Here is a 25,757-nt window from a genome sequence, read left to right as displayed (position 1 = left end):
CATTCCTCATCCTATGAACCGTACGCCATAACATGCCTGCCTAATTCAGTGTACGGTCCGTCCCCCAGGTTTATGACGCTGCCCTGCATTTTAACCTGCACAATTATTCCAGGCAGCTGACAAAAGCTTCATGAATGCGGCCGTTGCTTGCCGTGATGTCTCTTGTTAACAGGCTGTACGCTTCGCCTCTTGTATCCGTCACTGTCCCGCCCGCTTCTTGTACGATAAGCGCTCCGGCCGCTACATCCCATGCGTTCAGACCGTTTTCCCAGAAGCCGTGCAGCCTTCCTGCGCCAACATAAGCCAGATGGCGTGCCGCAGAGCCTAAGGAACGAATCGTCCGGCATTGCTCCAGCAATCGTCCCAGTCCGTTATATACCGCACCCCGCGCCTGCATATTCGAAGGGAAGCCTGTCGCAATGACACTTCTGCCCAGCTGGTCTGCCGAGGCGACTTGAATTGGTTTGCCGTTCAAATAGGCTCCCTGGCCCTTCTCCGCCCAGAACATCTCATCCAGCACAGGATCATAGACGACACCGACCGTTAATTCGCCTCGGCAGGCAAGAGCTATCGACACCGTAAACCCCGGAATCCCCTGCACAAAGTTGCTCGTTCCGTCAATCGGATCCACAACCCAAAGAAAAGGCTCGTTCTGCGCCTCCAGAAGCACCTCCTGCAGCGGCTTGCCGCTCACAAATGATTCTTCCTCCCCGAGAAACCTGTGGTCCGGGTGCTGCAGCAAGATCCCCTTGCGGATCAGCTCCTCCGATGCCTTATCCACCTCGGTAACGACATCAAAGCTGGAGCTTTTCTCCTCCGTAGCAAAGCCGCTGTCCATCCGTTGCTTAATCAGGCTGCCCGCCGTTCTCGCCATCATCTGTGCCGTCTCCAGATAAGTCATATTCATGCCCGTTCGCTCCCTTGTTATGAAAATAGTTTTGAATAATCGCCGCAATCGCGTGCTGCTCGTGGTGCACCGTCAGTTCGTCCGCCGCTTCCTTCAGGTCCGGATGCGCATTCTCTACCGCATACCCGCGATTTGCGCAGCGCACCATCGACAAATCGTTCAGGTTATCGCCCACCGCCATGGTGTACGCATGCTCCAGATTCAGAATGCGCTGCAGCTCCTGCAGTGCTATTCCTTTCGACACATCGGGCGGAAGCACCTCCAAGTAATTCCATTCCGAATAAATCATTTCATTCGCTATTCCGCTATCTTCCACCAGCTGGCCATAACGCTTCAGCTTCTCCAGATCGTCGGAGATCAGAAGCACCTTCGTCACATCATTAAACACCGTGCGGTCTGTCAACAAATGGCAAGGTACCCGGTCCTTGCGCTCATGCTTCTCGACGATCTCATTACGATAGGGGGTATATACCTGACCACCGCGGTACAAGAAAATGCCTATGCTGTCGTCCGCCTGCTCCAGAAACTGGTCCCAGAGCGCCTGCGTCAGAGGCAAATGCCGGTCGTAAAGCACCTCTCCGGTCGCCGGACTGTAAATCCGGGCTCCGTTATACACAATGACGGGCACGTCCAGGTTCATGGCTTGCACGAACGGAATTACTGATTGCTCCATTCGGCCGGTCGCCAGCGTAAAAATACCGCCCTGCTCCCTGAACCGGCGGATCGCCTCCAAATTTTCCGGGCTGATCCGCTGCGCGGTGTCGAGCAGCGTGCCATCCAAATCCGATACAAGTAAAATACGATTCACTTCTCTCAGCCACCTATCCCAATTATGTTATGCGGAGATGGAGCTTCCGCCTGCGCTTCCTTTTTTAGTGATTTGAAAATGGTCCGCCTCAAGCGAGACGATAATCTCCATCCCCGCGATTGCCTCGAAGGCTTCCAGCAGCTTCTCCTGCTTGCTAAGACGCAGACTGAAGCAGATGTCCATCGTCGGGGTACCGTTCTCCTCGATGATCTCATCGTCACCCGGACGGATTTTCACGTTGGCAATCTGAATCCCATGCTCCCCGAATGCAGAAGAAATGCGTCCCAGCACGCCGGGATGATCGATAATCGTCATCTCGACGTCGTGCAGCCTGCGGTGCCACATCAAATGCTTTTCCCACTTATTCAGCAGGTACAGGCTGACCAGCACCATGAATGTGCTCAGCAGAGCTCCGGTAAAAAAGCCCGCCCCGGCGCACAGGCCGATCCCGGCGACAACCCAGATGGACGCGGCCGTCGTCAGCCCTTTGATCATATTGCCGTTGCGCAGAATCGCGCCGGCCCCAAGAAACCCGATGCCGCTGATCACCTGAGCCGCCAGACGCGCCGGGTCCATTCTCACGCTGCTCTCCAACGCGAACTGTGAGAATCCATACTCGGATAGCAGCATAATCGTCGCCGACCCGAGACAAACCAGAATATGCGTCCGAAATCCTGCCGCATGGTTGCTCCATTCCCTCTCGATTCCGATGGCTCCTCCAAGGACCACCGCCAAGCCCATCCGAAGCAGCAATTCCAGGTGGGTAATATGCCATATGTCCGCTGCTGTAGCTCCCATCCTCTAATGCCTCCTATAGCTCTCCCCCCAGTTACCGGGCAATGAGCTTTCCTGTCGCTTTATCGTACACGTTGACCTTCTCCAGCGGGAACCTGATATACACCAGCTTGCCGATGGGCAGCTCCAAATCCCCCATCACCTTGGCCATAATGCCTAGATCGCTGCCCGCAGACAGCTGAATGATCGTCTCGGAGCCGGCCGGCAGCGTCGAATACACATGGCACGGAATGCCTCCCTCGACAGGCTCCTGCACAACCTGAATATCCTCCGGATAAATCGCCAGCGTTACCTTGCCTGAAGCAGCCGCACCCGCTGCCCTGGAATCAAGCACCAGCTTCCCAAGCGGGGACTCCGTGATCAGCCTCCCGTTCTCATACGTACTGTCGGCATCCACGAAATTAATCGTCGGATTGCCGATAAAATCCGCAACGCGGATGTCCGCCGGCTGTCTGTAAATGCCCTTCGGCGAATCGAGCTGCACCAGGTTGCCCTCAAAGAAAATCGCGATCTTCGTCGATAACGTCAGCGCCTCAACCTGATCGTGCGTAACGTAAATAATCGTCGTCTTCAAATCGCGGTGCAGCCGCTTCAGCTCCGCCCGCATTTCCAGCCGCAGCTTGGCGTCGAGGTTCGACAGCGGCTCATCGAGCAGTAAAATTTTCGGCTTGGTCACAATAGCACGGGCAATCGCCACGCGCTGCTGCTGACCGCCGGACAGCTCGGACGGATAGCGGTCCCTGTACTTTTGGATCTGCATTTTTTCCAAAGCCTGCTCTACGCTGGTCTTAATTTCCGCCTTGGGCACCTTGTTGATATTCAAGCCGAAGGCGACATTCTCGTAAACGGTCATATGCGGCCAGAGCGCATAGCTTTGGAAAACGAGATTCAACCCGCGTTTGGACGGCGGCGCATAGAAATAATTTTCCCCGTTGACGACCTCCTTGCCCCCGATCGAAATCGTGCCCCGCTCCGGGTTCTCCAGACCGGTAATGACCCGCAGCGTCGTCGTCTTGCCGCAGCCGGACGGGCCGAGCAGCGTCATAAAGTCGCCTTCCTCGATGACGAGGTCCAAATCCTTCAAGATATGATGGTTGTCGAAATATTTATTGATCTTTTTCAGCTCGATTTTGCTCATATTAGCCTCCTATGCCTTTGGAAAGATCGGCTTTCAAAAACTTGGTCGCCAGGAAATGCGTAATTAGAATGATCGCGATAATAATGAGAATAATGGCGTCCGCATATTGCTGGTACCCTTTTTCCGCATACCGGAACGTCAAGGTGGTCAATGTGCCTGTATTCGGCGTCACGAGAAGGACGATCAAATCCAATTCCTTCATGGCGCTGATGAACAGCAGCAGGAATGCGCTGACGACGCCTTTGCGGCTAAGCGGCACCATGATTTTAATAAACCGGCGCAGCCAGGACGCGCCTTGAATTTTGGCCGCCTCCTCCAGCTCGCCGCTGATCTGGAACATGGTGCTTAAGCCGGATCTTGTAGCGAACGGCAGCTCCTTGACGATCGTAATAAGAATGACGAGCGACAGCGTGCCGTACAGCGCCGGTACGAGCAGCTGCGGCTGGGCGAACATGGACAAGTAAATGGCCGCAAACGAAATGCCCGGGATCAGATAAGGCAGGAACGACAGCTGCTCTACTACCTTGGAGGACAATGTTTTTCTCGACTTCGTGATGATGTAGCCGAACACCAGTCCGATCACAGCTGCAACGATAGCCGCCGTAAAGGCGATGGAAAGCGAATTTTTCAATGCTAGCACAATACCGTCATTGATCAGCACCCCGACCTCGCCCGAAGCAATGTTGGACATCGATTCACCGGTCCAGAAATGCAGTGTCAGGTTGCTGAAGCTGTAATCCCCGTCGCGCAGCATGAACGACTGCCAGAGGAGCAGCAGCAGCGGGAACAGCGCCGCCGAGCACAGAAACAGCAGGACTGCGCTGACTGCGGGGATTCTCCACTTCCCGAGCGGTGTCGGGTTTTTACGGGAATCCTTGCCGCCGATAGTTGCGTAGCTTTTTCTTTTGCCGATCGTGCGTTGGTTAATGTAGATGGTCAGAGACGAGATGAGAATCAGGATCAGGCTCAGCACATAAGCGTCCGAAATCATCCGGTTTTTCATACTGCCGTAGAGCATCGTTGCGATGGTGTAATATTTGACGGGCAAGCCGAGGAAGGCCGCAACCCCGAACGTTCCCATGCTTTTGGAGAAGGTCAGGATGAGTGCGGACAGGATCGCGGGCATCACGAGCGGGAATGTCACTTTGCGCAAAATGGTCAGCCTGCTGGCCCCCATAATGTCCGCCGACTCCTCCAGACTGCTGTTGATGGAGCTTAGCGCGACGGCGATCAGCAAATAAAAGAACGTGTAATAGTGCGCCGACAGGTTGATGACGATAGGCAGGAAGCCGTATGAAAGCCAGTCGGGCGGATTGATCCCAAGAACGTACTGCATGAGGCCCTGGCTGCCGCCGACCCGATCGTTCTTGAACACGACGAGCCAGGCGAACGCCTTGATCCACGAAGGCAGCATGTAAGGAATAATCGCCAGAAAGCCGATCGTCTTCTTGAACGGAATATCCGTCCGGGTAACGAGCCACGCCAGCGCGCCGCCCAGAATCATCGACAGCACCGATACGCATACCGCAATCGCGAACGAGTTCATCAGCGGCTTATAAAATACGGACTGGCTAATATCGCTCGCCAGCACGTGGGCCCAATGGTACAGTGTAAATTCCCCGGGCACTACGCCCCTTGCCACACGTATATCCTCCGAATGCCAAGTAAACGTATGCGAGATAATCTCCCACATGGGAACGACAATGGTGTAGCATAGAAACAGAAAAGCGAAAATACTGATCAGGTGAATCGGATTGCTTAGAATACTTCTCGCCATATTGATCACTCGAATCCAGTTGAATCTGGAAGGCGTCTTCGCCGCTTCAAGTTTGTACATTTGCTTGTTTTCCCTCCTTACGATCTGTAGCTGCCTGAACTGCTCTTTCCAGTCGCTGTACCGAAGCCATGACATGCTCACTCAAGGTCAGGTCCGTGTTGAATTTATCCAACGTCAGCTCCAGGTTGAATATCCCGTCGTATCCCGCCTTCACCAGCTCGTTTGTGTAGTGCTCCAAAGGCAAGCTGGAGAACGCTGTCAGCGGATTGTGGGTACCGGACGCTCCGATGCCGTGAATGTGAGTGTGAATGCCTTTATGGAGAAAAGCCAGCGGCGGCAAATCCTCTATCGGATGCTCGGGCGGCGCCTCCAGCCCGTTGCCCTTCAGCAGATTAGAGTAGTAATGCCCCATATCCCAGCAGATCCCTACGGCAGGGTGATCCACCTCATTCGCCATTCGCAGCACACCGTCCACCGAATCCCCCGGATCCACCTTGGAAGCTTTTTTCCGGTTATTTTCGAGCGCAAACCGGATCGGGAGGCTCTCGTTATCCACCATCCCGGTCCATTCCCTCAATAGCTGCACCGTTCGGCTGTGCAATACTTCCTCCGTGCCTTCCTTCGCATCAAATGCATGCAGCGTCATCATCAAGCGGTCCTGATAATTATGAAAATGCTTCAGCACATAGCTCATCGAGGGATAAGCTTCCCCGAACGTGCGGCCCGGATGATCTCCGGCTACATGACCGTGAATCGTCAGCTGCAGCCCCATACTCCAGATCATCTGGATCAGCTCCTGATAGGCCCAGGAATCGGTCCCCCGGGGAAGAATCCTCACTTCGATGGAGCCCACTCCCGCAGACTTCAGTGCGTCAAGAAACAGCTCGACATCTGCATAATGAGCGATTAAATCATGCGTGCTGCTCCGGCTAAGCTTCCCGAGAAATACCGGGCTTTGGATCGAAAATCCAAGCATCATTTCTGCCACTCCATTCCTTATGATGAAAAACGCGCCTGATCGTCTCATCCCAGAATCAGGATCGCACTCTTTCATTTGATAGCGCTTACTTTTTATTGATTTTTCAACCAGAATTCTCTGAATTTAATGAAGTTGTTATAAAAATAATCGGTGTCATAGTCCCATACCTTAATTTTATCGAGCGCCGGCTGATCCGTGCGGCCGTTGTCGCTCCTCGTCGACCAGGAACCCATAACATTAAAAGGCTTGAAGCCCTCGCCCTTCCCGTCCGCTTCTCCTGCCATCCAACGGATCATCAGCTTGGCTGCGTTCGGGTTCGGCGCATTGTTGGCAACATACAGGTAGTTCGGTCCGACGACCGACAGCTTTGGCTTAATATCGTAGGTCGCGGCGACCTTAAGCCCCTTCTCGGCAATGTCGCGCTGCTTGCTGGAAGCACTAATCGCGATCGGCGGCTTCGCTTGCCCTTTGGCCCCAACGGCGTCCACGGCTTCGTCGCTGGACTTGACGAGAATCGGATCGTTTTTCAACACGCGCTTGAAAAATTCGTAGCCGGCATTTTCCGTCCCGTTCAGCTCGATCTCCTTGCCGAACTTTTCCTTGTACGCCTGCTTCATATCGTCCGCATTCTTGACCACAGCCAGAAACAAATCCATCGTATCCGCCGATTGAATCGGATCCTCCAGAATGACCTTCCCTTTCCATTCCGGCGTGGTGAGATCCCACCAGTTGCTCACCGGCGGCTCTTTGTACACCTCGGTATTATAGTAGAATGCTCTTAACGAAACGTAGGGCACAATCCCAGGACTCTTGCTTTTGTAAGGCTCCACCATCTTGTCGGTCAAATCCTTGGGCATATACTTGTGCACCAGCCCCTTGCTGGTCAGCTCCGTCGATACCGTTCCCGCCGCATCCTTCACGAAAATCACGTCGGAGTTGAACACGCCCGCTCCCTGCTCCCGAATGACCTTCTCGACGATATCGTTCGTCGTCATATTGTAGGCATCTACCTTAATGCCGGGATATTTGGCCTCGAAGGAAGCCTTGACATCCTTGATCCGGCTCGATTGCGAATAGACGACTACCTTACCTTCCTGCTTCGCTTTTTCATACAGCTCATCGACGGTTTCCGTCTTGTTCAGGCCGACCTTCTCGGCCCACTCCGCATTTTTGCCTCCGGCTTTTCCGCTGTCCGTGCTTCCGGCCGGATTGCTCTTTCCACAAGCAGCACCCACAAGCATCACGGCACACAGCATCAATACGGCAGCGGTACGGTTTGTTCTTTTCTTGGACAAGGTTAACAGCCTCCCTATAGGTATAGTGACAGCAGACCAAACAAATTATTGTTCTTCCCTTGCATTGCGTTCGGCGATCCACCTGGACCATGGCGTTCGATGCTGCTTATCGGCTTGACTCAAGCAGTAGGCATAAAATTGTTTGATAAAAGCAAGCCGTTCCACAGCCGGTGCATACTTCGGCGAGTCCGGCGAGTCCAGTCGGTACATGTCCCGGCCGCCGGTCGCTGTATGTCTCTCCAGCAGCTCGTCAAGGCTCACATGCGGCGAGTGACGCAGCATGTCGTACATCAGCATGAACGTGGTCGTCCTGCCGACGCCGCCCCTGCAGTGGAAATGAAGCCATGTTCCTTCCGGTAACGTTTCCAGAAATGCTTGAAACCGGTCGACCTCGCTGTCCGGCGGACGGTGGTGATCCGTGACGTAAAAGCGCGCGTAGCCCAGCCCTTCGGATACGACAAGCTCCTCCTCCGAATGAACGGCATTCCGGTGGGCAACGGGTCCCTCCACATTGATGGATTTTTCCTCCACCCTGTCAAAGACGACGCTCTCCTGGAGCCTCAAACCGTCCAAGCGGGATTTTTCCTCCACCATCACTTCCTGGTTCGTTAATCCTTTATTGCCCCCATTGTGCAGTCCAAACCAATTGACAGCGAGGCCATCGACAAAGCCATGGCTCTCCTGCCTTAAATCAACGACAGTGATCGGCGTCTCCCCGATCTCCTTCATCATGCGCTGCAGCCCTTGATGCGAAAATTGGGCGCTGCCCGACATACGAAGCTCCGCAAAGCCGAACCGGTTCAAGTGATCCGGCAAGCCTGAAAGCTCCTCCTCCGTAACCGGCGTCTTGCGGAACCGGTTCGGCAGGCTGCCGTCGTTCAACGCTTCCACGATGAGATGAAGCTTAGGGGACGAACCCCCAGTGTGCTGGCCTTCCATCCTTCTTTCACTCTCCTTGTGCGGCTCTTTAAGCCTTTACCCGGCTCATCGGAGCGCAGGTTTCTCTTACAATCAGCTCCGTATCCAAAAAAATCGGGTCATGCGTCAGCACATGCTCCTTCATCATTTGCAGCAGCAGCTCCGCCGCCTTCTTCCCCATCAGATTGCGGGGCTGGGAGATCGTCGTCAGCTTGATCCAATGAAGATCAGTAACCTCCAGATTGTCAAAGCCTACGACGCTGATCCGGTCCGGCACCCGAATGCCGTTCTTCGCCAGCCACTCCAATGCGCCGATGCCCAGCATATCGTTGGCAGCGAATACGGCTGTAACCTCAGGTGCTTCCTCGTACAAACGGGCCATTGCCTTGAAGCCGTGTTCGATCGTTCTTCCCGCAAATAGCGGTTCCTTAGGAAGCGGCTCCAGACCGTGAGCGGCAAGGGTATCTATATAGCCCCGAAACCGTTCCTGTCCTGTGAAGGAATAGGGAGGGAGACCGAGAAACCCGATGCGGCTGTGACCTAATGAAAGCAAGTATTGGACCGCGCTGCATGCCCCTTGATAATGATCGACGTCGACGACCGGGATCTTCAGCCCTTCCGGCGGTCTTCTGCGCAGCAGCACGACCGGGATTTGCAGTCTTTCCAGCATGTCGACGATTTCCTCGCTCATGACATCCGGCGTGGCGATGATGCCATCCATCTTCCGTTCGATAACACTGTTCAGAAACCGGATTTCTTTTTCCTGTTTATGTGTTGTATTGCCATAGACCACCTGATAGCCGCTGTCAGATAAAATTTCCTCCACTCCATCGGCAATGGCGGCGAAGAAAGGGTCCGTAATATCGGGAATCATCAGGCCTACCGTATAGGACTTCTTGTTGATTAAGCTTCGGGCCAGGGCGTTGGGCGTGTATTGAAGCCGCTCCATCGCCTCCAATACTTCCCGTTTCGTTTCCGGCTTAATGTCCGGATGATTGTTCAGCGCCCGGGATACCGTCGAGACGGAAACCCCGATTTGTTTGGCAATATCCTTGATCGTAACCATGTCTCTCATCCTTTCCGGCAAGCGTTCTGGTAACGTTTCCGGTAACGTTACCAATATTGTACGTAGAGCGCTTACAATATGTCAATAAAAACCTGCTTGAAGCCTGTTCAGCTTCCGGAAACGTTACCAGAATTGGCTGTGAAAACCTACCGGGCCTTCGATTCGCTACCGGTTGCGCTTGATCAGCTTGCGCGGATCGATGTTCGTCACCTGCGTGAGCTTGGGATCGACTGCTTCCGCAATTTTGTCCCAGCCCAGAAGCTTGAAGTTCTGGTTCATCGTCTTGCCGTCCGTAATGTTCTCATCATCCTGCGCAACGAACAGCCCGTTAGGGAATTTGTCGCCCAGTCCGAAGGACAAGACATCAATTCCGTCGGTGACGGACGTCCCGTCGGTTTGGCTGCCATCCGCAATAACGAAGCTGGAGATGTAGTCATTGCTGCCCTCGCGCTTGTAGATCGCATAACGGCTCTCTCCCTGGTTCGAGGCAATCAAATAACCGGTGCCGTCTTTCCCGTAATACAAGGTCAGTCCTTCAATATCCGGTGTGAGGCGGGTGCCGTCAGCCGAATCGACACGGGCAATCGGAAGAATCCCGTTGTCCGGCTCGGCGTCATATTTCCAGATCGCCACATTTTCCTCCGCAAGGTACATATAGCCGTATTCATCGTCTGCAACAAGCCCCTCTGCTATCGTACCCAATTGAAACTCCCGCACCAGCTTGCCGTTCACCTTGCCGCTGCCGTTATCCAAGATTTCATACTGCTCGAATTCGCCTTCCTTGCCCAGAATAAGCGCGTAAAACTTGCCTGTCTTCAAGCTGTGGTACAAGGAGAAGCCGTATACCTCATGCATCTTCGACTTGATTTTGTCGCCGTTGATGTTTGTCAGCTCACCGGTTTCCTGATTGATTGCGAAAAATTCGACTGAATTGCTGGAACGGTTCGTCGCCGCAGCGATATCGACCTTTTTGCCGCCAAGAGGGAAATCGTAACGGACGTCAATGTTGTTGACCTTGCCGACCTTGTACGAGTACAGCTCCTGACCGGCCAAATCGTAGACGAGGATGCCTCCGCCCTTGTTCGTCGCCAACAGTGTGCTCTTGGAAGGATCCTTCGGATTTACCCAGATTGCGGGGTCATCCGCCGCATCGCTTCCGCTCTCTACAGCGGCCGTCTCCACATCCGCGGTGACGGAGACGAGCTTCTCGTCCTTCTGCTTCGCGGCATCCAGCACATTGCTGCCGGTCTGATCGCTTATTAGCTGCTCGATAAAGTCCGACGGCACCTGGGTAACCCCGTCGACGAGCTTCGCCTTCGCCCGCAGCTTGCCGGTCTTCGAGCCGAGCTTGTATTCGTCTTTGTCCAATGTAACGGACCCCGTCGTTCCGTTCAACAGCTTGAAGGCTGCCGTCTTCGTGGAGGCATCCCATACAACCGAGGCTCCGGCCTTTTGCAGACTTTCCCTGAGTGGAGCGTAGTCCTCCGCTGCCCATGCGGGTGCTTGCAGCAGAAGCGATGCGGCAAAGGCGGCTACTGCGGTTTGCTTAAGAAGCTTCATGTTTCTTCTCCCCTAACTAACAAAGATTAGGTTAAGCGCTTAATCTAAGGGGAAAAAGAACGATTGATTCCTGGTTACCATCCCTGGAGTGATGATAACGCTTGCATACTTTCATAGCCTTCATGCTAAAGACAAGTGAAAGGGTACAATTGCGCTGAATCAATCGTATGTTTCTTGTTGGGTATAACGCTTAACTTAAAACTGAGTATATCATCCCATTGGATTGTTGAAAAGATGGTAAGCCAAATTTTTTTGCCCGCAACGAAACGAGAAGCCCCCGGTTCCGTGGAACAAGGAGCTTCTCATCTTCGTTAAATACGTAAGAGGATATGTTCAATAAGGATTACGCATTCCACAATTGCTTGTGAATTTTCACGACAATTTTCTTGACGGCGCTCGGCCCGTTCACATTGCAGCAAGGACGATGCACATCGGAAGGGTAAAATACCGCAAACTGTCCGGGACGCAGCAATAAATTGAACTCATTGTCCGCCCGTTCGTAAAATACGATATCACGTGTACCCAGCATGTCCTCCTGTACGGGGAGCTCCGCCGAATACTTGGCGACCCCGATCGCCTCCTCGCCGCTAACCAGAAGCTGAATATCCGCGTACTTTTCGTGCGATTCAGGCCGACGTTTCGCTGCCGGCTCTGTCTCCAGCTCCTGAACCAGGGCAAACATCAGCTCGCCGTCGATTTCGTACTTCCCTGCAGCCTTCTCCGCCAAGCCCATCGAGACAATAGCTTCAAGGCCTTTGCGAATATGGCCGGAATACGTCGCCTTCTCTTGCTCATAATGAGCCATATCACCGAAAATCATTGAAAAGTTCCCCTTTCATTTTATGGTTTGAATTCACCGGACTTTTCCATCTTACCACAAAATGAAATCGGTTTTACCGGTAAATGGGCCCTAGAGCGGCGCAAGCTCTGTAATCCGCCCCCGTCGGCTCATTCACACCGAACGCCGTCCAAACGGTTGGACGGAACACCTGCTCATCCGGCACGTTGTGCATGCATACCGGAATGCGCAGCATCGAAGCAAGCGTGATCAAACCGGCGCCAACATGGCCATAGCTGACGGCGCAATGGTTCGAGCCCCAATGGTTCATGACCGAATATACATCCTTGAAGGCGCCCTCTCCGGTCAAGTTCGGCACGAACCAAGTCGTCGGCCAAGTCGGATTGGAGCGTTGATCCAGCGTGTCGTGCACTTCCGGAGGCAGCTCGACCGAGTAGCCTTCGGCGATTTGCAGCACCGGACCGACACCTTTAATCAGATTGATGCGTGCCATCGTCATCGGCATGCCGCCCCGTGTCGTAAAGTCCGTGGAATACCCGCCGCCGCGGAAGAAATCGACCGCCGGACACCACAAGGTCGCATCCAGGCAAGCCTTGGCCTCCTGCTCCGTAATATCCCAGAACGGCTTCATGGCCGGCTGCCCGTTCAGCAGCTGCTCACCGGTTCCGTCGAGCGCCGCCGGTCCGGAGTTGATCAAATGAATGACGCCGCCTGCCGCAGCACCGGTCAGCTCCTGTCCTGTCACGCGCTTGACCGCCTCGGGACTCCAGTATGTCCGTACATCGGCAAAAATTTGCGCGCTGTCCGTCAGCAGGTGACCAAACAGCATCGTGACCGCATTCAGGTTATCGTTCTCCGTCGCCAGCATATAAGGCTCGCGGATACCGTTCCAATCGAACGAGCTGGTCAAGATCGCTTCCATGAAGTCACCGTTCGGGAAATGATCGGTCCATGCCCGTTGGCCTTGGAAGCCCGCGGCGATCGCGTTATGTCCCATCGCCTCTTCCTCGAAGCCCATATCCGCCAGCTTCGGATTGCCGATCATCAGGTCGCGGGCGATCAGCGTCATTTTGACAACGGTCTCCCAGTCCTGCTCCTTCTGCTCCGCTGTCCGCGTCAGCTCCGGCGGGTTCACGTCAGCCCCGATACGGCAGTTCTCCTTCGTCCAGGCCAAGGCGCGCGCGTACTCGTCCTTATCATAAATTTCCCGCTCCATCCGGCGGACGAATTCGCTCATATCGACATACTCGTTGCGCATGCCGAGATATTCCTGGAAGAACGTCTCATCCACGATGCAGCCTGCAATGCCCATCGATACCGTCCCCATCGCCAAATACGATTTGCCCCGCATCGTCGCAACAGCAAGTCCCGCCTTGGCGAACTGCAGCAGCTTCGCCTGCACATCGGCAGGAATCGTGCTGTCCCCGATATCCTGCACGTCTTTGCCGTAAATGCTGAAGGCCGGAAGCCCTTTCTGGTTATGCGCGCCCATAGCCGAAGCAAGGTACACCGCACCCGGGCGCTCCGTGCCGTTAAAGCCCCAGATCGCCTTCGGCTGCAGCGGATCGGTATCGATCGTCTCCAGCGGATAGCACCAGGAAGGCGTTACCGTAATGGTCAAGCCGACACCCTCCTTGCGGAATTTTTCCGCGGTCCGGGCCGCTTCCGCAACGCCGCCGATCGTCGTGTCGGCAATGACGCATTCGACCGGCAAGCCGTTCGAATGGCGCAAATTTTCGCTCAAAAACCGGGCGCAAGCCTTCGCCATATTCATGGTCGGCTCCTCCAGCGACTCGCGGATGCCTCCGCGCCGGCCGTCGATGACAGGCCGGATTCCAATTTTGGGCAGATCTCCTTGCAAACGGTTCGTCATAGCATGCTGGCTCATACGGTATATTCCTCCTTGGAATTAAATCGATTGTATATATTTTGCTGAGATACGTTGAAGCTGCTCCACTTCCAGCCGGTTCGTCGCCGTAAAATCATGATGGCTTTTGGAGCGCGTGTGGATCCCGTTAAAGACGCCTTCCAGCATCAAATAATATTTGGCGTTGACCGGATACAGCTGCCTTTCAATGAAGGAAGCGAGGCTCAGGAAATCCGACAGCTCCTCGGCCTTCTCAGGGGATGTCTGCGCATTGCGCATCAGCCATACGTACAGCTCGGGATGAAAATTCGCCATGACCCCGCTGTACCCGGTAATGCCCAGCTTGATCGTCTCCAGCAGCGTGGCGCTGTTGGCATTATATATATTCAAGCCTGTACCTTGTATGGCTTCCAGTTTCGCCTTCATATTGTCCACGTCGCAGCTGGTATCCTTCAAAAACTGAAATCTGCCCGTATCGGCGCACCATTTCAGCATTTCCGGGGAAATAAGCCGTTTATAAGGATACGGACATTCATAAAATCCAAGCGGTACCGATTCGGGCAGCTCTTGAAGCAGCCTTTCCAGGTTAGCCTGCCAAACGGCATCGGACTCGTCTTCGGCCGCCAGCCGGTTGGTCAGCAGGACCAGCGCATCAATCCCCGTCTCCGCGATTGCCCGCAGCTCCTTGACCTGATCCTCGAACGTATCTCCAATATGTCCCGAGGCGATGACGGGCACGCGCCCGCGGGCTTTTTCCTTCACGAAGGCAGCCAGCTGTACCCTCTCCTCCAGACTTAAAAAGAACATTTCGCTGGACTGGCATACGGCAAAAAGCCCGGCTACCCCTTTGTCGATATACCATTCAATCGCTTTCCCCAAAGCGGGATAATCGATTTCATTGTCCTCCGTAAACGGAGTGACCATCGTAGGCCATACCCCTTCTGCTAATCGTATGCTCATCTCTCTTCTCCCTCTCGATCCAAAGTTTATTTACATTCGTTCACGACAAGCTGGCAAAATACGATACTCTCCCTATTCCAGGTGTACGTCAAATAGAGCCGGCTGCCCTTGGCCATGATTGCCGGGTAGGAAAATTCCCCTTCTCCCTCCTCCAGCACGAAGGCTTCGCTCCAGCTGTTCCCATTGTCCCGCGATACGCTTAAAACGAGCGGTGTGCGCACTCCCCAGTTCACGCCAACCGGATTGTACGCCAATACCAGCGTCCCGTCGTCCAGCCTCGCGACATCGATTCCGCTGTTGTTGTTCGGCAGCGATGTCGCATAAGCGTCACTCCAGGTTCGGCCGCCATCCGTCGAGTCGCTGCGGTAGATACTGCCTTCCGAGCTGCGCAGCAGCATATGTACCTGGTCCGGCGCAGATTCCCACAAGGCAGGCTGAATAACGCCCCGGCCGACAAACGATTGCTCGGAAACCGGAATCGGGCTGCCGGTTACTTTGGAGATCTCGTTGTAGTTTAATTCCTCAATACGTACCCATGAGCTGGTGGACCAGGTCCGTCCCTGATCGCGCGAAATGTCGACAACCGCTTGCCAGATGCCATCCTCTGTGGATGCCGGCGCAAGCCAGGTTCCGTCCGCCAGCACAAGCAGCTTGTTGCGCACCGGCCCCCGTCCGCCCCGGTCTCCCGGAACCAGCTCTGCCGGCTCGGACCAGGAATGGCCGCCATCCTTGGAGACCATGACCCGGGTGTACCATTGCTTGATCAGGTGTCCGACTTTGTAATAAAGCAGCAGGTCGCCGCTGCCGTTCAGATGAAACACCGGGTTCCAATGGGGCAGGCCGGGCTCATCCGCGAGCACACGCGGCTCTGTCCATCGGCCGTCATGCAGCCTGGAGCCCCAAATGGCTACATCCCCGGCCCCTTCCTTGCTGCCGGCAAACCAGGCCGCCAGCACATCCCCGTTCGGGAGAACAGCGAGATGCGAAGCATGGCAGCTGGCGAACGGTTGATTGGCAGGTTGAAAAATCAAATCCTTAGCCTCGAGTGTGAGCATGTTTCTCCGCCTCCCTCTTCATGCGAAATGTCAGCCTTTAATCCCCGTGTTGGCAATGCCTTCTACGAAGTAGCGCTGCAGCGCCAGAAACACAATGACCGAAGGAATGATCGCCATGCAGGCCCCGGCTAACGAGGTGCCGTATTGAAACTGCGCCGTCGAGTTCGCCCCGCCCATGAACTGGGCGATGCCCACCGTCAGCGGCTTCAGCGTATTTTCGCGGATCGCAATCAACGGCCATAGGAAGTTGTTCCAGTTCGTAATGAACATGAGAATCGTAACCGTCGAAATTGCCGGCTTCGATAACGGGAGCATAATCCGGGCAAAAATACCGAAGTCCTGACAGCCGTCGATGCGTGCGGCCTCCTCCAGCTCCTTCGGAATGCCTTTAAAAAAGCTCGTCAGAATAAACACGCTGGTCACGTTAGCCCCGGCCACGAGAATGATAGCGGAGTACGTGTTAAGGATGCCCAGCTTGGATACGAGCAAAAACAACGGAACGATATACGCTTGAATCGGAATGAGCAGCATCGAAACGACCAAGGTGAAAATCAGCTTTTTGCCGCGGAAATGCAGCCGGCCGAACGCGTAGGCGGCCAAGGTCGTCAGCACGAGGACAAAGACCGTCGATGCCACAGTAATAAATACGCTGTTGCCCATCCAGCTAAGATATGGGTATTTCTGCAGTACGGTCGTATAGTTGCTAAGTGTCACTTGATCCGGAATCCATTTGGGCGGATAGCTGATGATTTGCGCCTCCGGCTTCAGCGAGGAGATGAACGACCAGAGCAGCGGGAACATGAAGATGATAGCGGTAACCGCCATGATCAGGTAAACGAGCAGTTTTTTTACGTACATACTTCCTTCCCTCCCCCTACTCATCGAGCTTCAGCAGCCTGGATTGGATTTGCACCATCACGACCAGAATAGCCAAAATGGCGATACCGAGTGCGGAGCCGTAGCCGAGATTATAATTCTGGAATGCAGTGCCGTACAAATATTGAACAAGCGTCAGCGTCGCCGTTCCCGGTCCGCCGTTCGTCATTACGAAAATTTGATCGAACACCTGAATCGTATTGATAAGGGTGAGTGTAATGATCATGGACGTTATCGGCTTCAGCAAGGGCAGTGTAATTTTCATAAACGTCTGAACCTTGTTGGCCCCGTCGATCGTCGACGCCTCGTACAGCTCCTTCGAAATGTCCTGCAATCCGGCAAGATACAATATCATGTTGTAGCCCATATAAGACCAGACGGTAACGATAGCAACGGAAAATAACGCATACTTGTCGTTCGTCAGCCACTCGACCGGCGCGATGCCGATTGCTTTCAAATAGTAGTTCAAAATACCGAAGTTGTTATCGTACAGCCAGTTCCATATAATCCCTACGACCGCAGGAATCAGCACGTATGGAATAATGGAGATGGTCCGGACCGTATTGCGGAAGCGCAGCTTCTGATTCAGCAGCACCGCGAGCAGCAGGCTCAGAATGACGAGCGGCGGGAGCGTCATCAGCAGAAATTTCAGCGTATTGATGAGTGCGGTATAAAATATCGGGTCCCGGAACAGCTTGGTAAAGTTGTTCAAGCCGGCGAACGTCGCTTTGCCGACAATATTCCATTTCAAAAAGCCGACGAACAGCCCGGCGACACTCGGCCCGAAGCGAAAAACGACGAAGATCAGTAAGTAGGGTAATAAGAACAACGCCGCGATCTTGCCTTGTTTTCTCATGAGTCTACAACCCTTCCGCGGAAAATAAGATCTCTGCCCCGTAGGCAAAAAACGGGTACAGCCGGCGGAACCGGCCGTACCGTAAAGAGGTTTCCGTTATTTATCCGCCAGAATCGGATCCATGTCCTTTTTCAGCTGCTTGGCGATATCCAACGGATTTTTGTTGTTCAGTACCGCGTCCTGAGCCGCTGTCAAAATCGGGCTTGGCGCGGTGCTGGAAAAGAGCTGCGCCGCTTTCGGATGCGCCGGCAGCAGGACGGCATTGCCCAAGCTGGACACGAACGCTTCCCGTCCGGCCATCTTTTTCGCCGCTTCCATCCCGATGTTGTTCGATGGCAGCTGTCCGGATTTCGCCCAGCCGCTGGAATTTTTGTCGATCCATTTGGCAAATTCGATAGCTGCCGCTTTTTTGTTCGGATCGCCCTTTTCATTCACAGGGAATGTCAAAATTTCTGCGGCCCCCCATGCGGCCTGCTTGTCGAATACTTTCGGGTATGGCGCGCTCGACCACTTGATGCTGGACGCCTCCAGCTTGGGCGTTTGCCAAGGGCCGTCCACGAACATAGCCACTTTGCCTGTAATGAAATCATCTACCGGGGATTTCTCGCCCTTCGGTACGACCTTGTATTTAAAAATCAGATCCTCCAGAAAGCCGAATGCTTTCGCCGCCTTTTGCTCATCCAGCTCCAGCTTGCCCATTGTTTCTGTGAAAGGATTGTTACCCTGCTGATTAATCAATGCATAGGCCTGGTAGAACGCGTGGTGGTTCATATTAAAGCCGAGCCCGTACTGCGTAATGTTATTCTCGTCGAAACCGCTTTCATTCGGATGCTTGCCGTTTTTGTCCAGCGTCAGCTTCTGTGCCATCTGAATCAGCTCGTCCCCGGTTTTGGGTGCCGCGCTCAATCCCGCTTTGGTGAACAAATCCGTATTGTAGAAAACCCCGTGCATGTGCACATCCAACGGAATGGCATACTGCTTGCCTTTATAGTAGGTGCCGTTCCAGGCAAACTCGGAATAATCCGCCTTGTTCAGCTTCGCGTTCTCAACCGGCTTCGTATCCAGCACGCCCATCTCGGTAAACTGCCCCAATTCAAAAGGATGCATAGCGAGCACATCCGGCGGGTGTCCGCCCTTCATTTCGGTCAAAAACTTGGCAAACAGCGGCGTCCACTGCATGGATGTGAATTCCACCTGAATCTTGCTCTGCTCCGAGTTGAATTTATCAACAAGGCCTTTCATCGTATCGAGGTCGGGTCCTGTCCAGCCTCCCCAATAATCGATTTTGACCGGACCGCTAGCGGAAGCCCCGGAGCCGGCCGCTGCCTGTTGGCTTTCACCGCCGCTCTGACATGCTGTGAATACGGTTGTCATTAGTGCTGTTGAAGCCAGAATCGCAGACCATCTTTTTAATTTCATAAAAAAACCTCCCCAATTGTCTTCTATGTCTTAAAGCGGCCCGCTTCCCGGTAACCTTGTATGTCCAAAGCCGGCGGCTGTTAAGCAAGTGCGTCAGGCTGCGCTTGGATTAAAGCGCTTTCTTTTTCAGTAAATAAGCTGCATTCTTTTAAAATCATCGTTCCCCGCAAGTACAGGTTACGGATTACGGGAAGCGACCCTCGCCTCCGCAGGATTGGCGCAGCACCATATGGGATCTGAATACGTTCCCGGCTTGCACCTTCGATTTATGCTGCATCAGGTCGGTTAACAGGGACACGCATTCCGCAGCCATTTCTTCCACGGGCAGGTGAACTGTCGATAGCGGCGGGATGGTATAGCGTGTCACGTCGTCGTCATCATGCCCCATGAGCTCAATGTCATCCGGCACGTGAAGACCCGCTTCATTCAGTGCCATCAAAGCGCCTACGGCCATCTGATCACTGAGCGAAAATACGGCTGTCGGCCGCGGTTCTCCGGCTGCAAGCAGCTGCTGTACCGCTTGATAGCCTCCTGCTTCGGAAAAGTCACTGTAGACCGTATGATTTCCGGCCAGCTCCATTCCCAGCTCCTTGGCCTTGGAGATAAACCCCTCCAGCCTTAGAAGAATCGCTTTGGAAGAAAGTCCCGGGACGATGGCGCCTACCTTGCGATGTCCTCGGTCGGCGAATAGCTGTGCCACCTCTTCGCCGGTCTTGAAGCTGTCAACATAGACGCAGCTGTATTTCTCGGACGTGCGCTGGTACAGCACAACAGGGACCATCAGCTGGGATTGCTCCAAATACTGCTCATCCGCTTCCGTCGCATTCGCGATAATGGCACCGTTATACCGAGTCCCCGTCAACAAGCTCCGCACCTCGTGCAGCCGCGTACCCACATACGGCTGAATCAGCAGCTCGTACTCCTGGTCCAAAGACACAATGCAGTCCTGAATTCCTTTCAGAAACCGGTTGATCAGAACCGTACGCGTATCCAGCGACCAGAAAAGCGCGATAATCGGCAGGACGGTTTCACCGCCGCTCCGCAGCCGTCGTGCCGAAATATTCGGCTGATAATTCAGCTGCTGTGCGGCTTCATAAATCTTCTGCTGGGTCACGGCAGATATACGGTATTGATCTCCCTTGCCATTCAGCACCATAGAGGCTGTCCCTTGGGCGACATTCGCAAGCCGTGCAATCTCTTTAATGCTGGCCATTCCCTACACCCCATTACGAAACGCAGTAAGCTATGCTGTGATACCCCACTGACGCCAGCTGCTAATACGTTTTGCTAATACGTTTTGCTAATACGTTTTTAGTATATTTCACAAGCGCTTTCATGTCAATAACCCCGCATGAAAAAACCTCTATCGAAGCCTCGCGAAGATGAGCGACGGCATTCAGCGATTGGTGAAAAAAATAAGCTCTCCTTCGACGGAATGTCGATGAAGAGCTTGCCTTTCTAACTATATCGGTTGTATACCTTATGTCTTATGCCTTACTCCGCCGCAGCCCCGCATGATTTGCGGAAAACGATGTGCGTATCCATCCACCGGGCGGTCGCTCCCGCGACCTTGTGATGCATAAGATCAATCAGCAACTTCACGCATTCCCCTGCCATTTCTTCTACCGGCAAGTGTACCGTGGATAAAGGGGGGATGGTGAACTGCGTGACGTCGTCATTGTCGTGTCCGACCAGCTCCATGTCCTGCGGCACGCTTTTGCCGAGCTCATGCAGAGCGGACAGCGCGCCCACGGCCATCTGATCGCTAATGACGAACAAAGCGGTAGGCGGATCCCCCTGCTGATCCAGCAGGCGCTTGATTCCGTCGAATCCGCCGTGCTCGGAAAACTCGGCGAACACGACATGCTCGGGCCGCACCTCCAGACCAAGCTGCGACGCTTTGGACAAAAAGCCTTCCTTGCGCAGCCTGATCGCTCTGGACGATACATCGGGCACGATCGCACCGATGCTGCGGTGCCCACGGTCAGCGAACAGCTGTGCAACGGCTTCGCCGCTTTTGAAGCTGTCGACATTGACGGACGCATATTTCTCCGAGCCGCGTTGGTACAGGACAATGGGTACGTTCAGCTGCGCCTGCTCCAGGAACGCCTCGTCCTTCTCCGTCGGATTAGCGATGACGGCACCGTTGAACCGGGTACCGGTAACCAAACTTCGGACCTCGCTTAGCTGGTTGCCGACGTAGGGCTGAATGAGCAGCTCATACTCACCCTCGATGGAGCTCAGCATGTGCTGAAACCCTTTTAAAAATCGGCTGATCAGCACGGTCCGCGTATCCAGCGCCCAGAACAGCGCAATAATCGGCAGCACGGTTTCCCCGCCGCTGCGCAATCGGCGCGCCGAAATATTCGGTTGATAGTTCAGCTCGCGCGCAGCTTCCAATATTTTTTGCTGCGTAGCGGCCGAGATCCGGTACTGCTCGCCTTTGCCGTTCAGCACGAGAGAGGCTGTCCCTTGGGAAACATTCGCCAACCGGGCGATTTCTTTAATACTGGCCATTATGGAGTACACCCCGATACTTAGATCATCCGCGGCAGGCATGACGCCTGATTAGAATCAACTCAAGATTGTTTTTTCATCTTACCCGCCGATACTGCACGTGTCAACCACTGCAGCTCCCCATTCCATAGGGCGATCCGGTACAGATTGAACCCGCCCGATTGGACAAGCGGCACCGCCCGGACCGCATCTCGTACGGCCGCGTAAGAGACAAAGCGTCAGGTGTGACCTACAAAGGTCTGCCTACCCTAAGCGCAGCATTTCATTGTACGCCATAAGCAGCGGCGCCACGCCGTGCCCGTTGTTCTCGACAATCTTCTCCCCCTGCGTGTAATACTCGTACGTTCCGTCCCGCACAATGCCTGTGTCCGGATTCGTGCCGAGCCCCGCGCTCCGGCAAATGCCGCCCAGCAGCACCTCGCCGTCGTCTCCCTCCCGCACATAGCGGCTTACCGTCCCGTCGAAGGCCAGCCGACCCCGGGCCGCATGTTGCTGCGGAAGATAACCGAGACGCACGCCTTTGAGCATCGCATAAGCTAGCATCAGGGTCCCGCTGGATTCCAAATAATTGCCCGGCTCGCCTGCGTGATCGACAACTTGGTACCACATGCCCTCTTCATGCTGATGAACGAGCATGTCCTCCACCGTTTCCTTCAGCATTGCCTTCAGTGAATCGGTATCGGCCGGCTCTCCTTCCAGCTGCTCCAGTACGTCAACCAGCGCCATGGCCAGCCAGCCTACAGCCCGTCCCCACACATGGGGCGAACGTCCCGTCTCCTTATCGCACCAGAACATGGCGCGGCTCTCGTCATAAGCATGTACATACAGGTGCTTGCCGATGTCATAAATATATTTTCGCACATTCGCGAACTGATTCAGCGTATCGGTGTAATCCTTCACCTCGCCGAATTCCTTAATGTACTGAACATAAAAGGGCTGACCCATATACAATCCGTCAAGCCATACCTGATATGGGTAATTTTCCTTATGCCAAAAGCTGCCGGCTTCTGTTCTTGGATACGTTTTCAATTGATTGTAGATTTGATCCATCACGCGCTTGTATTTAGGATCCCGCTCCTTCTCATAAAGCCCGAAGAGCACCGTCGCCATACGGATTTGATCGATGCTGTAGTACGTTACGTCGATCACCGGAATGCTCCCCTCCGTATTGTAGAGACGGTCGATAAATTGTTTGACAAAAAGATAGTCTGCCTCACTCCCAGACTGCTTGTAGCTGTCCTGATACGATTTCAGAATGCAGCTTTCAATATAATGCCATCTTAAAGAATACCATTTCTCACTTTCTTTATACTGCTCTTTTAGACGCTGGATCATAGGATAGGACAACGGCGGTGCACCTCCTGGAGTATAATTATCCATTATAATGCATATCCGCATGAAATACATCCATTCCAGCTGCATGGACGGATCATTCTTCCGATCGCTGTTGTCCCCGGATTTTATCCATTTCAACCCGCTTATAGCGGTCAAAATCCGGGGACAAAGGCGAACGCTTACGCTTCTACAGAACGTTTCCGTCCACTCCGCCCGTTTTTCAGTGGCCTCTTCCCGAAGGAAGCTTCTTTGAACAAATCCGTTTCATGCCAAGCCCCGCCTGGCCGGGCAGACCCGACTTCAGCAGGGAGCAGCTTCCTCACTTCATTCGCTCATCCGCTAGCTGGATCAGCACCTTGCCGAAGCGGCCGCCGCTGCGAACCGCAACCTTGCCGTTCGGATAAGTGCGGCGCACGTAGTCGTTGACGATGTCTTGGCTCCGCTCCTCCGCAGACAGGTAGCGATGCCGCAGCTCCTGCATCGTTTCAGCCACGGCAGCCTCATGGGACATTTCCCGTTCCGTATATTCCCGCGTAACAATAGACCGGTAGGCGTAGCCTTTTACAAACAGGAGCTGCATCAGATAACCCATATCCGACCGTTCCGTCTCCGTCGGCTCCTTCCTTAGGAGGGGCAGCACCTCCGTTGTCAAGCTGTGCTCCCGGGGGCCGGCCGACGTGCTGATATAGCAAAATTGTGCTGCGCAGCCGATCAGCTTCTCAATACCCTCCCAGTTGGAGGCTGCCGGGCACATCGAAGCGAACACAAGATCAAATGCCTTCTCCCAGCCGCGCGATGCGTAATCGATCCGCTCGAACGGCTCTCGCACAAGATGAATGCGTCCCTGTACTCTGTTCGCATTGTTGGCTTCGAGCAGCGTGGAGAGCGGCCCGTTCGGCTCCACGGCAGTCACCTTGGCTCCCCGTTCTGTGAACGGAACGGAAAATCCTCCCGATGCGGCTCCGACGTCGAGAACCGAGGCCCCCTCGAACCGTACGCCCCCCTCCTCCAGCCAGCCCATAATCCGGTTCCGCCGGCGGATGCCTTCTTCACTGAAGGCCTGACGGTCGAATGCCTCCGCTTTGTGATCAAAAGAGTGCACAGGGTCTACACCGGCCGAACGCATCCTTGATGCGAAGCCATGCGGGTCCTCGTTCCATGCCTTTTCCCATACCTCAGGATCGAACAATTCAGCAAAATCCATCCTTGCATCCCCTCTCCATAATACATACTTCATAGATATATGATATCCGTGATTATATAAAAAAGCAAGCGTTCTTTTTTATAGGCTCTTTTCGTAAATAATGTTGCTTTATTGCGTAAGAATCCTTATTGATTTTATGAGATTTTTACGCATAATTGTAATTAAGGGAGATGATTCCAAGTTGAGTAAACAGAATATCAGCACAACAGTTTCAGGAGATGTAATTTTTACCCATCTAATTGGCAAGATTAAAACAGATGATGTTTATGAATGGTTTAATGGCTTCGAGCAGGTTTGTCAGCAATTCATTTCCGAGGGTCGAAAATACAAATTGTTGGTGGATAGAAAAGGATACACGCCAAATCATTTTTCTGTTCAAAAAGCATGGAAAGATAAGTTCTTCAATGAAACCATTTTGAATCACAGTAAGGCAATTGCGTTTCTCCTTGAAGAAGGGGAGATAATGAATTATTTACAACAATCCAATACAAAAGAATCTGTAAAATTTTTTGATGATTATGAACAAGCATTAATTTGGTTGAATGAATATCCAATATAAAACCTTTATTGAACCAGTTGCTCTCAATCAACTGGTTTTTTTATGCCCGTAATGTTGCCGTTGTCATAAAATTCACTTGCTTACAAGCTTCCAACACCATTGTTTTTCTTCGCAGATTCTTGTCCAATTGCTTGTGCAATTCTAAAAAACGAAACCAAAACAAATAGTTGTCTATATACTCCGTAGCCACACCATTAAAGCGTTCCATCCATTTCTTTAACCGCCGGTGATAGGCATTAACGTGTTGGATAAGAAAAACACCTTTCTTTATACGAATGCCCTTATGGGCATTTAATATCTCATGTGGTATGCCTTTCTTTTTTGCGAATGCTTTATAATTAGTGGCTGAATCTGAACAAAGTACAATTTCTTCATCAAGGAATCCATCAAGAGAGTGGTCGATTTCATCAGCAGTGATTCGTCCACGCCCTGCCATTTTGGATAATACGTTACCATTACGGTCATGAGCAACAACAATACTTATTTGTTCTGAACTGATACCACGCTTCTTCGCTTTCCCTCCTCGCTTTCGGGGTTTACGATGAGTTACGTCTTTCTTACCTTTATCGCTTTCCAGAAAGTAAGTTTCATCACTTTCAATGATACCTCTTAGCTTCGCAAACCCAAGAGAACGCAAGGCGTTTAATATCTTATGCCGCCAATAGAAAGCAGTTGAAATATGGATTTCTAATTCTTCTGCAATTTTAGGCAGTGGAACGCCTTCAACCATCATGTTAAAGTATTTCAGCCATTTATGAGGGTGATGTGTTCCTGAAATAGGGCTGGCGGTCATGTCATTAAATGTCCTCCCACAGTCCTTACATAAATATCTTTGACGGGAACGATACTTTCCATTTCGTTTGATGCCAACACTTCCACAGTGAATACAAGCCAAACCATTGCTAAAACGAACTTCCCGAATTTCTCCAACCATATTAGCAATATCATCTTTCGGCTCTAAAAATAACGTATCTCTAATAGCCTGAAATAATGAATGTTGCTCAGACTTTGTTAAATCACTAAAATCACCGAATACAGATTGCCAGTTCATTGTGAGTCAGCCCCCT

23 protein-coding genes are annotated in these 25,757 nt (G+C 53.1%); 1 reads left to right on the top strand and 22 read right to left on the bottom strand.

Annotated elements, in window-relative coordinates; genetic code table 11:
- Positions 1-103 precede the first annotated feature (103 nt).
- The 21 genes from CF651_RS22615 to CF651_RS22515 form a co-directional block, all read right to left on the bottom strand.
- The gene (locus CF651_RS22615; RefSeq protein ID WP_245856100.1) at positions 104-907 is read right to left on the bottom strand and encodes an inositol monophosphatase family protein; all 804 of its coding nucleotides are present in this window, start codon (positions 905-907) and stop codon (positions 104-106) included.
- Positions 846-1,715 (bottom strand): Cof-type HAD-IIB family hydrolase, encoded by an 870-nt coding sequence (locus tag CF651_RS22610; RefSeq protein WP_179232937.1) that lies wholly within the window; start codon positions 1,713-1,715, stop codon positions 846-848. The genes CF651_RS22615 and CF651_RS22610 overlap by 62 nt, the downstream gene beginning before the upstream one ends.
- Positions 1,716-1,742: 27 nt before the next feature.
- Positions 1,743-2,513 (bottom strand): MgtC/SapB family protein, encoded by a 771-nt coding sequence (locus CF651_RS22605; RefSeq protein WP_094017147.1) that lies wholly within the window; start codon positions 2,511-2,513, stop codon positions 1,743-1,745.
- Between the two features lie 31 nt (positions 2,514-2,544).
- Positions 2,545-3,648: an ABC transporter ATP-binding protein gene (locus CF651_RS22600; protein WP_094017146.1), complete on the bottom strand. Its 1,104-nt coding sequence runs from the start codon at positions 3,646-3,648 to the stop codon at positions 2,545-2,547.
- Between the two features lies 1 nt (position 3,649).
- A complete protein-coding gene (locus CF651_RS22595) occupies positions 3,650-5,485 on the bottom strand; it encodes an ABC transporter permease (protein WP_245856099.1) in 1,836 nt (611 codons plus the stop codon).
- Positions 5,472-6,404: a sugar phosphate isomerase/epimerase family protein gene (locus CF651_RS22590; RefSeq protein ID WP_094017145.1), complete on the bottom strand. Its 933-nt coding sequence runs from the start codon at positions 6,402-6,404 to the stop codon at positions 5,472-5,474. The genes CF651_RS22595 and CF651_RS22590 overlap by 14 nt, the downstream gene beginning before the upstream one ends.
- Positions 6,405-6,496: 92 nt before the next feature.
- On the bottom strand, positions 6,497-7,699 hold the full coding sequence (locus tag CF651_RS22585) for an ABC transporter substrate-binding protein (RefSeq protein WP_094017144.1): 1,203 nt from the start codon (positions 7,697-7,699) through the stop codon (positions 6,497-6,499).
- 45 nt (positions 7,700-7,744) lie between these two features.
- A complete protein-coding gene (locus CF651_RS22580; protein WP_094017143.1) occupies positions 7,745-8,638 on the bottom strand; it encodes a protein-tyrosine phosphatase family protein in 894 nt (297 codons plus the stop codon).
- A gap of 28 nt (positions 8,639-8,666) precedes the next feature.
- Complete coding sequence (locus tag CF651_RS22575; RefSeq protein WP_179232936.1) at positions 8,667-9,683, bottom strand: LacI family DNA-binding transcriptional regulator; 1,017 nt, start codon at positions 9,681-9,683, stop codon at positions 8,667-8,669.
- 165 nt (positions 9,684-9,848) lie between these two features.
- Positions 9,849-11,243, bottom strand: coding sequence for a phytase (locus CF651_RS22570; protein ID WP_094017141.1), 1,395 nt, complete (start codon positions 11,241-11,243; stop codon positions 9,849-9,851).
- 343 nt (positions 11,244-11,586) lie between these two features.
- The gene (locus CF651_RS22565; RefSeq protein WP_094017140.1) at positions 11,587-12,063 is read right to left on the bottom strand and encodes a NanQ anomerase/TabA/YiaL family protein; all 477 of its coding nucleotides are present in this window, start codon (positions 12,061-12,063) and stop codon (positions 11,587-11,589) included.
- A 73-nt stretch (positions 12,064-12,136) separates the two neighbouring features.
- Complete coding sequence (locus CF651_RS22560; protein ID WP_094017139.1) at positions 12,137-13,930, bottom strand: L-fucose isomerase; 1,794 nt, start codon at positions 13,928-13,930, stop codon at positions 12,137-12,139.
- A gap of 21 nt (positions 13,931-13,951) precedes the next feature.
- Complete coding sequence (locus CF651_RS22555) at positions 13,952-14,869, bottom strand: dihydrodipicolinate synthase family protein (RefSeq protein WP_094017138.1); 918 nt, start codon at positions 14,867-14,869, stop codon at positions 13,952-13,954.
- Between the two features lie 26 nt (positions 14,870-14,895).
- Complete coding sequence (locus tag CF651_RS22550) at positions 14,896-15,924, bottom strand: sialidase family protein (RefSeq protein WP_094017137.1); 1,029 nt, start codon at positions 15,922-15,924, stop codon at positions 14,896-14,898.
- 30 nt (positions 15,925-15,954) lie between these two features.
- Entirely contained in the window at positions 15,955-16,782 is an 828-nt protein-coding gene (locus CF651_RS22545) for a carbohydrate ABC transporter permease (RefSeq protein WP_094017136.1), read from the bottom strand.
- A gap of 16 nt (positions 16,783-16,798) precedes the next feature.
- Positions 16,799-17,656 (bottom strand): carbohydrate ABC transporter permease, encoded by an 858-nt coding sequence (locus tag CF651_RS22540; RefSeq protein WP_094017135.1) that lies wholly within the window; start codon positions 17,654-17,656, stop codon positions 16,799-16,801.
- Positions 17,657-17,752: 96 nt separating this feature from the next.
- The gene (locus tag CF651_RS22535) at positions 17,753-19,075 is read right to left on the bottom strand and encodes an extracellular solute-binding protein (RefSeq protein ID WP_094017134.1); all 1,323 of its coding nucleotides are present in this window, start codon (positions 19,073-19,075) and stop codon (positions 17,753-17,755) included.
- 184 nt (positions 19,076-19,259) lie between these two features.
- The gene (locus CF651_RS22530; RefSeq protein ID WP_094017133.1) at positions 19,260-20,288 is read right to left on the bottom strand and encodes a LacI family DNA-binding transcriptional regulator; all 1,029 of its coding nucleotides are present in this window, start codon (positions 20,286-20,288) and stop codon (positions 19,260-19,262) included.
- Between the two features lie 281 nt (positions 20,289-20,569).
- The gene (locus tag CF651_RS22525) at positions 20,570-21,592 is read right to left on the bottom strand and encodes a LacI family DNA-binding transcriptional regulator (RefSeq protein ID WP_094017132.1); all 1,023 of its coding nucleotides are present in this window, start codon (positions 21,590-21,592) and stop codon (positions 20,570-20,572) included.
- 243 nt (positions 21,593-21,835) lie between these two features.
- Positions 21,836-22,939, bottom strand: a complete 1,104-nt coding sequence (locus tag CF651_RS22520) for a glycoside hydrolase family 88/105 protein (protein ID WP_094017171.1) — start codon at positions 22,937-22,939, stop codon at positions 21,836-21,838.
- Positions 22,940-23,246: 307 nt separating this feature from the next.
- Positions 23,247-24,131 carry a class I SAM-dependent methyltransferase gene (locus CF651_RS22515; protein ID WP_094017131.1) on the bottom strand — a complete coding sequence of 295 codons (885 nt, stop codon included), beginning with the start codon at positions 24,129-24,131 and terminating at the stop codon, positions 23,247-23,249.
- Between the two features lie 136 nt (positions 24,132-24,267).
- Here CF651_RS22515 and CF651_RS22510 point away from each other — a divergent pair, with 136 nt between their 5' ends.
- Positions 24,268-24,690 (top strand): SpoIIAA family protein, encoded by a 423-nt coding sequence (locus CF651_RS22510; protein ID WP_094017130.1) that lies wholly within the window; start codon positions 24,268-24,270, stop codon positions 24,688-24,690.
- Positions 24,691-24,730: 40 nt separating this feature from the next.
- On the opposite strand, the gene CF651_RS22505 is transcribed toward CF651_RS22510, so the two are convergent.
- Positions 24,731-25,741, bottom strand: coding sequence for an IS1595 family transposase (locus tag CF651_RS22505; RefSeq protein WP_094017129.1), 1,011 nt, complete (start codon positions 25,739-25,741; stop codon positions 24,731-24,733).
- Positions 25,742-25,757 lie beyond the last annotated feature (16 nt).

The sequence above is a fragment of the Paenibacillus rigui genome (assembly GCF_002234615.1).
In the GTDB taxonomy this organism is placed as follows: domain Bacteria; phylum Bacillota; class Bacilli; order Paenibacillales; family NBRC-103111; genus Paenibacillus_S; species Paenibacillus_S rigui.
This window is presented reverse-complemented; position numbering and strand designations above follow the sequence as displayed.